The 8,659-nt window shown below is 74.8% G+C and carries 5 protein-coding genes; 2 read left to right on the forward strand and 3 right to left on the reverse strand.

Features of this window, described 5'->3' with window-relative positions; genetic code table 11:
• On the forward strand, positions 1-699 hold a 699-nt coding region (locus VGL20_18090; protein ID HEY2705596.1), incomplete at its 5' end, for a hypothetical protein.
• Here the strand turns inward: VGL20_18090 and VGL20_18095 are convergent.
• Entirely contained in the window at positions 696-5,096 is a 4,401-nt protein-coding gene (locus tag VGL20_18095; protein HEY2705597.1) for a DEAD/DEAH box helicase, read from the reverse strand. The genes VGL20_18090 and VGL20_18095 overlap by 4 nt on opposite strands.
• Before the next feature lie 247 nt (positions 5,097-5,343).
• The gene (locus VGL20_18100; GenBank protein HEY2705598.1) at positions 5,344-5,706 is read right to left on the reverse strand and encodes a hypothetical protein; all 363 of its coding nucleotides are present in this window, start codon (positions 5,704-5,706) and stop codon (positions 5,344-5,346) included.
• Positions 5,707-6,206: 500 nt separating this feature from the next.
• On the opposite strand from VGL20_18100, the gene VGL20_18105 reads away from it, so the two are divergent.
• A complete protein-coding gene (locus VGL20_18105) occupies positions 6,207-7,697 on the forward strand; it encodes an aldehyde dehydrogenase family protein (GenBank protein ID HEY2705599.1) in 1,491 nt (496 codons plus the stop codon).
• A gap of 14 nt (positions 7,698-7,711) precedes the next feature.
• On the opposite strand, the gene VGL20_18110 is transcribed toward VGL20_18105, so the two are convergent.
• Positions 7,712-8,659: S53 family peptidase (locus VGL20_18110; GenBank protein HEY2705600.1), on the reverse strand; the 948-nt coding region annotated here is incomplete at its 5' end.

Below are 8,659 nucleotides of genomic sequence, written 5' to 3' on the forward strand. Positions count from 1 at the left end.
CAGTTCGGCGACGTCGGCGTGCTCCTGAACCTCGATCACTCCCGCAGCATCGCCGACGTCGCCGACCCCGCGGCCGACGACGATCCCGAGCTCGTCCTGGACGCGCTCACCGCCGGACCGGAGGGCATCAGGGTGCTGCTCGCGCCGAGCAGCCCGGAGCTCGCCGACCTGGTGACCCCAGCGCACCTGCGCACCGTCATGCTGGAGCTCCGGCGCAGCTTCGACTTCATCGTCGTCGACACCGCCTCGCACCTCGGCGAGCTCAACCTCGAGGCCATCGAGCTGGCCACGCGGGTGATCGTCGTGACCATGCTGAGCATCCCCGCGGTCAAGAACACCCGGCTCACCCTCAGGGTGCTGGAGTCGCTGAGCGTCGTCCCCGAGCGCATCCTGGTCGCGCTCAACTGCAGCGATGCCCGCTCCGACCTCACCCGGGAGGCGGTCGAGGCCAACCTGCGCTTCCCCATCGCCGTGCAGATCCCGCACGACCCGGCGCTGGTGGACGGCTCGGTCAACCACGGGATCGCGTTCGTCACCACCGGCCCCGAGACGGCGATCAGCCGCAGCATCCGGGAGCTGGCGACCCGGCTGGTGCCGGAGGGCCGACCGGCGGCGGCGCTCGCGCAGGCGGGCGTCAGCGCCCAGCGACGCTCGCGGCTCTTCGGCGCACGCCGCCACGCGTCCGGCCAGACCGGCTAGGCGCCGACGGGCAGCCGCCGTCCCGCTCCGCTCCAGAGCACCATGCCTCGCGGCGAGGGACCGAAGCCGGCCTCGCGCAACCCCGCCTCGATCGCCGACCCGCGCACCGGCTCGCCGTCCACGGTGAGGACCTCGAGCTTGCCGACCCGGTCCGCGACGGTGGCGAGGGCCGCCAGCGCCTCGGGGCCGGGCTCGCCCGCGGTGAGCAGGCCGCGGCCGCCGCGCTCCAGGAAGAGCCGCAGCCGGCCGCCCTCGAGCACCACGTAGGCGCCGGCGGCACGGGCGGCGCGTCCGGCCAGCTGCGGCCAGGGCACGGTGGCCCCGTAGGCGCTGGCGGGATCGGTGGCGGAGAGCAGCACCACGCCCGGCGGCTCGTCGCGAACCGCGCGGAGCCGGTCGACGGCGCCGGGAAGGGCGAACTGTGAGGCGCCGAGCCCGTCGACGAAGTAGCCGCGGCGCACCCGCCCCGCCTCCTCCATCGCCCGGAGCACCGGGTAGAGGCCGGCGAAACCGCCGGGCACGCCCTCGGCGAGCACCGCCTCGCGGGTCAGCACCCCGTGGCGTCCGAGCAGGCTGGCGCTGAGCGCGTGGAGCCGCTCGGTCGGCGACGCCGCGGGCTCGCGCAGCCCGGCGACCAGCGACCAGCGCCCCTGGGCGCGCGGCGGGGCGAGGCGCATCAGCGGCCGCCGTCCGGTGGTGCGTCTCGGCCTCGGCCCCAGCAGCCGGAGGGGGGCGGCGCTGTCGTTGGTCACCTCGCCGGCCCAGACCATGTCCCAGAGGGCGTCGGTCAGCTCCTCGGGATCGCCGCCGCCGCAGCCGCGGTGGAGGTCGTGGAAGAAGGAGGCGCCGCGCCGCCCCAGCTCCTCGCGGAGGCGGGTGTGGAGCGGCCCGTCGAGGAGGGCGGGCTCCGGCACCAGCCGGACGGCGTCGTCGCGGCGGTAGAGGGCGACCCGGCCGTCGCCGCTGCCCAGCGGCCCGCGACCCACCCAGACCACCTCGCCGAGGGAGATGAGCTCGTCGAGCAGGCGCGGCTGGTAGTCGCGCACCCGCGACCCGAGCACGTCGCGCTCCAGCGTCGAGGCCGGGATCACCGCGCCCTGGAGGCCGCCCACCACCTCGAGCAGCTGCTCCAGCCCCCGCCGGCCGCCGTCCACGCCCTGCCAGGCGGGGAGGAAGCCGCTCATCGTCTCCACCGCCACCGGCTCGACCTGCCGGCGCAGCGCCGCGAGCGAGCGCCGCCGCAGGCTGCGCAGCACCTCGGGGTGGCACCACTCCCCGACCCCGCCGGTGGCGAGGAAGGAGCCCTGGAGCAGGCCGTCGGTGCGCGCGAGGCGGTGCAGGCCCGCCTCCACCGCGGCCACGCCGAGCCCCCAGCGCCGCGCCGGCTCGGCGGCGGGGAAGGGCACCCGGGTGCGGGCGTGCCGCCGCAGCAGGTCGCCGAGCGGGTCGGCACCGCCCTCGACGTGGGCGGCGGCGAGTCCGGCGGGGAGGGCGACGCCGAGGGCGTCGCGATAGCGGCCGGCGTCCTCGGCGGCGATCCACCGGGTCTCGCCGGCGATGCGCACCGCCACCGCCCGTCGCTCGCCCTCGAGGGTGGCCAGCCAGGCGGGGTCGATGCCGCGCCCCGCCGCCTCGGTGGCACCGAGGTCGCCGAGGCGGCGGAGCAGGTCGGCGGCGTCGTCGGCGTCGCGCGGCGGCCGGGTCCCGGTGAGCGCCTGCAGCTCCAGCTCGACGGCGGCGACGGCAGCGGGGTCGAGCAGCTCGCGCAGCTCCTCGGTGCCGAGCAGCTCGGCGAGCAGGTCGCGGTCGAGGGCCAGTGCCTGGGCGCGGCGCTCGGCGAGCGGCTGGTCGCCCTCGTACATGAACTCCGCCACCCAGTCGAAGACCAGCGAGGTGGCGAACGGCGAGGCCCGCTCGCTGTCGACGGTGACCACCCGCACCCTCCGCGAGCGCACCTCCCGCAGCAGCGTGGTCAGTGCGTTCATGTCGAACACGTCCGCAAGGCATTCGCGATGGGTCTCGACGATGATCGGGAAGGAGGCGTGGCGCGACGCCACCTGGAGCAGGTCGTGGCTGCGCTGGCGCTGCTTCCACAACGGCGTGCGCTCGCCCGGACGCCGCCGCGGCAGCAGCAGCGCACGGGCGGCGTTCTCGCGGAAGCGGGCGGCGAAGAGCGCCGACGAGCCCAGCGACGCGGTCACCAGCTCGGCGGCCTCGTCGGGATCGAGCAGCAGCTCCTCGACCGGCGGCGGCAGGTCGACGTCGGGGAGGCGGATGGCGAAGCCGTCGTCGCTGTGGATCGCCTGGACGTCGACGCCGAGGCGCTCGCGCAGCCGCGCGGTCGCGGCCAGCGCCCAGGGGGCGTGGACCCGGGCCCCGTAGGGGGTGAGCACGCACACCCGCCAGTCGCCGAGCTGGTCGCGGAAGCGCTCCACCACCACGGTGCGGTCGTCGGGGACGGCTCCGGTGGCCTCGCGCTGCTCGGCGAGATAGGCGAGCAGGTTGCGGGCGGCGCGCTCGTCGAGATGGGCGCGCTCGCGCAGCCGCACGGTGGCCGCCTCCTCGCCGGCCTCGCCGAGCTCGCGGCACATCCGGCCCAGCGCCCGCCCCACCTCGACCGGCCGCCCGAGGGCGTCGCCGTGCCAGAAGGCGGTGCGGCCGGGCTCGCCCGGGGCCGGGGTCACCTGCACCTGGGTCGGGGTGATGTCAGCCACCCGCCAGGTGGTGGCGCCGAGCACGAAGGTCTCGCCCGGCCGGATCTCGTAGACCATCTCCTCGTCCAGCTCGCCGACCCGGCGGCCGTCCTCGAAGAGGGTGACCGGGTAGAGCCCCCGGTCGGGGATGGTGCCGCCGTTGGTCACCGCCAGCCGCTGGGCGCCGCTGCGGCCGCGGACCGTGTTCCGCACCCGGTCCCAGACCAGGCGCGCCCTCAGCTCGGCGAACTCGTCGGCGGGATAGGCGCCGCTCAGCATCTCCAGGGTGGCCTCGAGGGCCCGGTCGCCGAGGTCGCTGAAGGGGTGGGCGCGGCGCACCAGCGCGGCCAGCTCGGCGACGTCCCACTCCTCGAGCGCGCACATCGCGACGATCTGCTGGGCGAGCACGTCCAGGGGGTTGCGGGGCACCCGGGTGGACTCGATCTCGCCGCGGAGCATGAGCTCGACCACGGCGGCGCACTCGAGCAGGTCGCCGCGGTACTTGGGGAGGACCACGCCCGTCGAGGGCTCGCCCACCCGGTGGCCGGCGCGGCCGATCCGCTGGATGCCCGCGCTCACCCCGACCGGCGCCTCCACCTGGATCACCAGGTCCACCGCGCCCATGTCGATGCCGAGCTCCAGGCTGGAGGTGGCCACCAGGGCGGGCAGCCGGCCGCTCTTCAGCGCGTCCTCGATCTCCACCCGCTGCTCGCGGGCGATCGAGCCGTGGTGGGCGCGGACCAGCTCCTCCCCGGCGAGCTCGTTGAGGCGCGAGGCCAGCCGCTCGGCGAGCCGGCGCGAGTTGACGAAGACGATGGTGGAGCGGTGGGCGCGGATCAGCTCGAGGATGCGCGGGTGCAGCGCCGGCCAGATGCTGCGCCGCGGGGCCGGGCCGGCCTCGCCGATCGCCGAGGCCGGCCCGGAGGCGTGCTCGACGCCGCGCTCGAGGTCGGCCATGTCCTCGACCGGCACCTCCACGCGCACGTCGAGCCGGCCCCCGCCGGCGCCGTGGCCGGCACTGGTGACGTCGACGATGGCGACGTCCCGGCCGGCGCCGCCGAGGAACCGGGCCACCTCCTCGAGCGGACGCTGGGTGGCGGAGAGGCCGATCCGCTGCGGCTCGACGGCGGTGAGCGCGGAGAGCCGCTCCAGGCTCAGGGCGAGGTGGGCGCCGCGCTTGGTGGCGGCGACGGCGTGGATCTCGTCGACGATCACCCAGCGGACGCTGCGGAGGGTGTCGCGGGCGGCGCTGGTGAGCAGCAGGTAGAGCGACTCCGGAGTGGTGATGAGCACGTCCGGCGGATGCCGGACCAGGAGCCGGCGCTCGGCCGCGGGGGTGTCGCCGCTGCGCACCCCGACCGCGATGTCCGGCACCGGCAGCCCCAGCCGCTCGGCCTCGAGGGCCATCCCCCGCAACGGGGTGCGCAGGTTGCGCTCGACGTCGAGGGTGAGGGCGCGCAGCGGCGAGACGTACAGCACCCGGCAGCGCTCACCCGGGGGCGGCGGCGCCTCGGCGGCGAGCCGGTCGATCGACCACAGGAAGGCGGCCAGGGTCTTGCCGCTGCCGGTGGGCGCGCAGAGCAGGGCGTGGCGGCCCGCGGCGATCCGCCGCCAGCCCCTCTCCTGCACCGCCGTGGGGGCGGCGAAGGTCGAGGAGAACCAGCCACGCGCAACCGGAGAGAAGAGATCGAGCGCCGAGCCCATGAGGCGAATTGTGCCCTCCGCCGGCGGATTCGACACGCCCGCCGGCGGCGCCGGCAGCGGGGCGCCGGCCCCGAGCCGGTGGGATCGTACCCGTCATATCGACCGAACAGGTCGACCAGCGCGATCGTCGGTCGGGTGGTGATCGGAGGGTCTCGTCCCCCTCGGCGTGCCGGCCGGGGAATACCTGCGGACGCGAAGAAGGGGCGCCGGTCCGCCGGCGCCCCTTCTTGCCTCGCGCGCCGGGCTGCTAGAGGCCCAGGATGTGGAGGGAGAGCCCGTTGAGGCTGTTGTTCAGAACGTTGTTCAGCTCGACGAGGCTGCTGCTGTTGCTGCCGCTGCTGCTGTTGTTGGTGTTGTTGCTCTCGCTCTTGCGAGTGCTGGTGCTGTTGTTGCTGTTCTTGTTGGTCTTCGACGACTTCTTGACGTTGGTGCCTTCCTCGTCCTTGGACTTCTTGTCCTTGTGGAAGGTCGTCGCCTGGGTGGTGGAGTCGGCTCTGGCCGAGGACAGGTGCATGACCGAGCCCCCGATCATCGCGGCGCTGAACATGGCGCCGGTGCTCAGGGCCACGATCCTGACCCTCTTGCGGTCGTTCCTTCCTGGCGTGCTCATCTGTAGATGCCTCCTACCCATGACAACCTGTCCCGCCCGGGCTGGTCGGGTGCGAGGCGACAGGGTATCGCAAAACGGGGCTCGGGTCGAGACATCTTCCGAATTTCGGCCATAACTGATCGCACACAGGGCCCGCAAGGGGTTTGGACGCCCGTTTACGGCGCGAACGACGCAAACTCGTCATGCCAGTATCCTCCAGCCACGACCCGAACTAGCCGATGCTGACGACAAACAGGCGTTCGGGACTGGACGGAGCGGGATGCCCACCCCGGCCGCCCTCATCCGGCAGCCGGCCGGCGCACCGCAGGTTTCCGGGGGGGTCGCTCGTTTACCTCAGTGAGCCGGGGCGCCCGCCAGCCCCGGCTCATTCTTTTTCCCGGGACCCCCGGGACCCCCGGGACCCCCGCTCGGCAGATCGAGACGCTGGGGCCGGCGCAGAGGGTCCGGAGCGGGATGGCGGTGGAGACGGACCGATGACCGTGTCCTGAGATACTTCCCCGATGCTCACCACCACCCCCTCCCCCACCACCGCGACCAGCTTCGAGTCCCTCGATCCCGCCACCGGCGAGCTCGTCGGACGGTTCCCGCTCGACGGTCCGGCGGAGGTCGGCGCCGCGGTCGAACGCGGCCGCGCCGCGGCGGCGTGGTGGGGTGCCCTCGAGCACGGCGAGCGGGCCCGCCGGCTGCGCGCGCTGAAGGGGCTGCTCGCCCGCCGCGCCGAGGAGCTCGGTGACCTCGTCCATCGCGAGAACGGCAAGCCGCGCACCGACGCGTTCCTCGAGATCATGCTCGCCATCGACCACCTCGAGTGGGCGGCGCGGAACGCGCGACGGGTGCTGGGGCCGCGCCGGGTGCGCGCCGGTCTGCTGGCGGCCAACCAGGCGGCCAGCGTCGAGTACCTGCCCCTCGGCGTGATCGGCGTCATCGGACCCTGGAACTACCCCGTGTACACCCCGATGGGCTCGATCTCCTACGCCCTCGCCGCCGGCAACGCGGTGGTCTTCAAGCCCAGCGAGTTCACCCCGGCGATCGGCCGCTGGATCGCCGACGCCGCCGCCGAGGCGATCCCCGAGCACCCCGTGCTCCAGGTCGTCACCGGCGCCGGCGAGACCGGCGCGGCGCTCTGCGCGTCGGGGGTCGACAAGCTCGCCTTCACCGGCTCGGCCCGGACCGGGCGGCGGGTGATGGCCGCCTGCTCCGAGCGCCTCACCCCGGTGCTCCTCGAGCTGGGCGGCAACGACGCGATGATCGTCGACGAGGACGCCGACCTCGACGCCGCCGCCAACGCCGCGGTCTGGGGCGCGCTCCAGAACGCCGGACAGGCCTGCATCTCGGTCGAGCGCGTGTACGCGGTGGACGCCATCCACGACCAGTTCGTCAGCAGGGTCACCGAGCTCGCCGGCAGGGTCCGCGCCGGCGAGGGTGAGGGCTCCGACATCGGCCCGATCACGATGCCGGCACAGCTCGAGGTCATCTCCCGGCACCTCGGCGACGCCTTCGAGCGGGGCGCCCGGGCGGTGGTCGGCGGCCCCGGCGCGGTGCACGCCCCCTACGTCGACCCGGTGGTGCTCGTCGACGTCCCCACCGATGCGCTGATCCTCCGGGAGGAGACCTTCGGCCCCACCCTCCCGATCGTCCGGGTGCGCGACGCCGACGAGGCGGTGCGGCTCGCCAACGACACCCGCTACGGCCTCGGCTCGGTGGTCTTCGCCAAGCGCCGGGGCAGGGAGCTCGCCCGCCGGATGCGCGCCGGCATGACCAGCATCAACGCGGTGATCGCCTACGCGGCCATCCCCAGCCTGCCCTTCGGCGGCGTCGGCGACTCCGGGTTCGGGCGCATCCACGGCGACGACGGGCTCCGCGAGTTCTCCCGGGCCAAGGCGACCACGGCGATGCGCTTCCCGCTCCCCGTCGACCTGCTCAGCTTCGACCGGCCGCAGGCGGCGGTGCGTGCGGTGAGGGCGATCACCCGGCTGCGCCACGGGAGGTAGCCGGACCCCCGCCCTCAGCGGTCCCGGCCGAGCGCCTCGATGAAGGCCATGCCCCGGGGCGTGCCCAGCCCGGTCACGTCGTCGTATCCGGGCGTGGTGTGCAGCGAGTGGGTCTGCCCGAGGGTGCGGAGCGAGTAGACGAGGCCACCGGAGGGGTCGAGGCGGTTGGCGTAGTCGACCCGCACCGCGGCCAGGGTCGCCTCCGGGGCGACCACGTCGCGGAACGCCTGGGTGCCGCCGAGCCGGTAGAGCGCGGGGTTGAGGAACCCGTGGTGCATCCCCGCGTGCTGGTCGGCGAGCAGCACCATCGCGGCCACCAGGGGGGCGGCCAGGCTGGTGCCGCCGATCCGGTACTCGCCGTAGCGCACCCCGTCGGGGAAGGTCTGGCTGACCCCGACGATGATCCCGGTATTGGGATCGCCGACCATGGCGAGGTCGGGGACGGTCCGCGCCCGGGCGCCGCCGAGGTGTCGCGACAGCGAGTCGGGGACGGCGCGCGACTGGTAGCCCGGCTGCTCGAACACCCGGCTGGTGCCACCCCCGCTGCCGTAGAGGAAGGTGCCCGGCAGCGCCGGCCACGCGCCGCCGGCCAGGGAGGTGCGGTCGACGCCCCAGCCCGTCTCGAAGATCCGCTCGCCGTCGGCGCCGATGCCGAGGCTGGTGCCCCCGACGCTGGTCACCCACGGCGCCGAGGAGGGGAAGTCGACGGCGCGCTCGCCCCGGCGGGCCACCTGGTCGCCGTTGTCCCCGGAGGCGAAGATCACCGCGACGCCCTCGATCGCGGCCTGCAGGAAGGTGTCGGCGAAGGCCTGGAGCTGGGCCCGGCCCGCGGTCTCGCCGGGGCTCCCCCAGGAGTTGGTGATCACCTGGGCGAGCTCGCCGTCGAGGACGGTGGTGATCGCCTCGTCGAGGGCGGTGGTGCTGCAGTCGCGGGCGCCGGCATAGACGACCCGCGCCCGGGG

The sequence above is a fragment of the Candidatus Dormiibacterota bacterium genome (assembly GCA_036495095.1).
In the GTDB taxonomy this organism is placed as follows: Bacteria; Chloroflexota; Dormibacteria; order Aeolococcales; family Aeolococcaceae; genus CF-96.

What these genes read in the sequence shown, in the direction of transcription:
- VGL20_18095 (HEY2705597.1), bottom strand. Translation starts at nt 5,096, where the DNA reads ATGGGCTCGGCGCTCGATCTCTTCTCTCCGGTTGCGCGTGGCTGGTTC.
- VGL20_18100 (HEY2705598.1), bottom strand. Translation starts at nt 5,706, where the DNA reads ATGAGCACGCCAGGAAGGAACGACCGCAAGAGGGTCAGGATCGTGGCC.
- VGL20_18105 (HEY2705599.1), top strand. Translation starts at nt 6,207, where the DNA reads ATGCTCACCACCACCCCCTCCCCCACCACCGCGACCAGCTTCGAGTCC.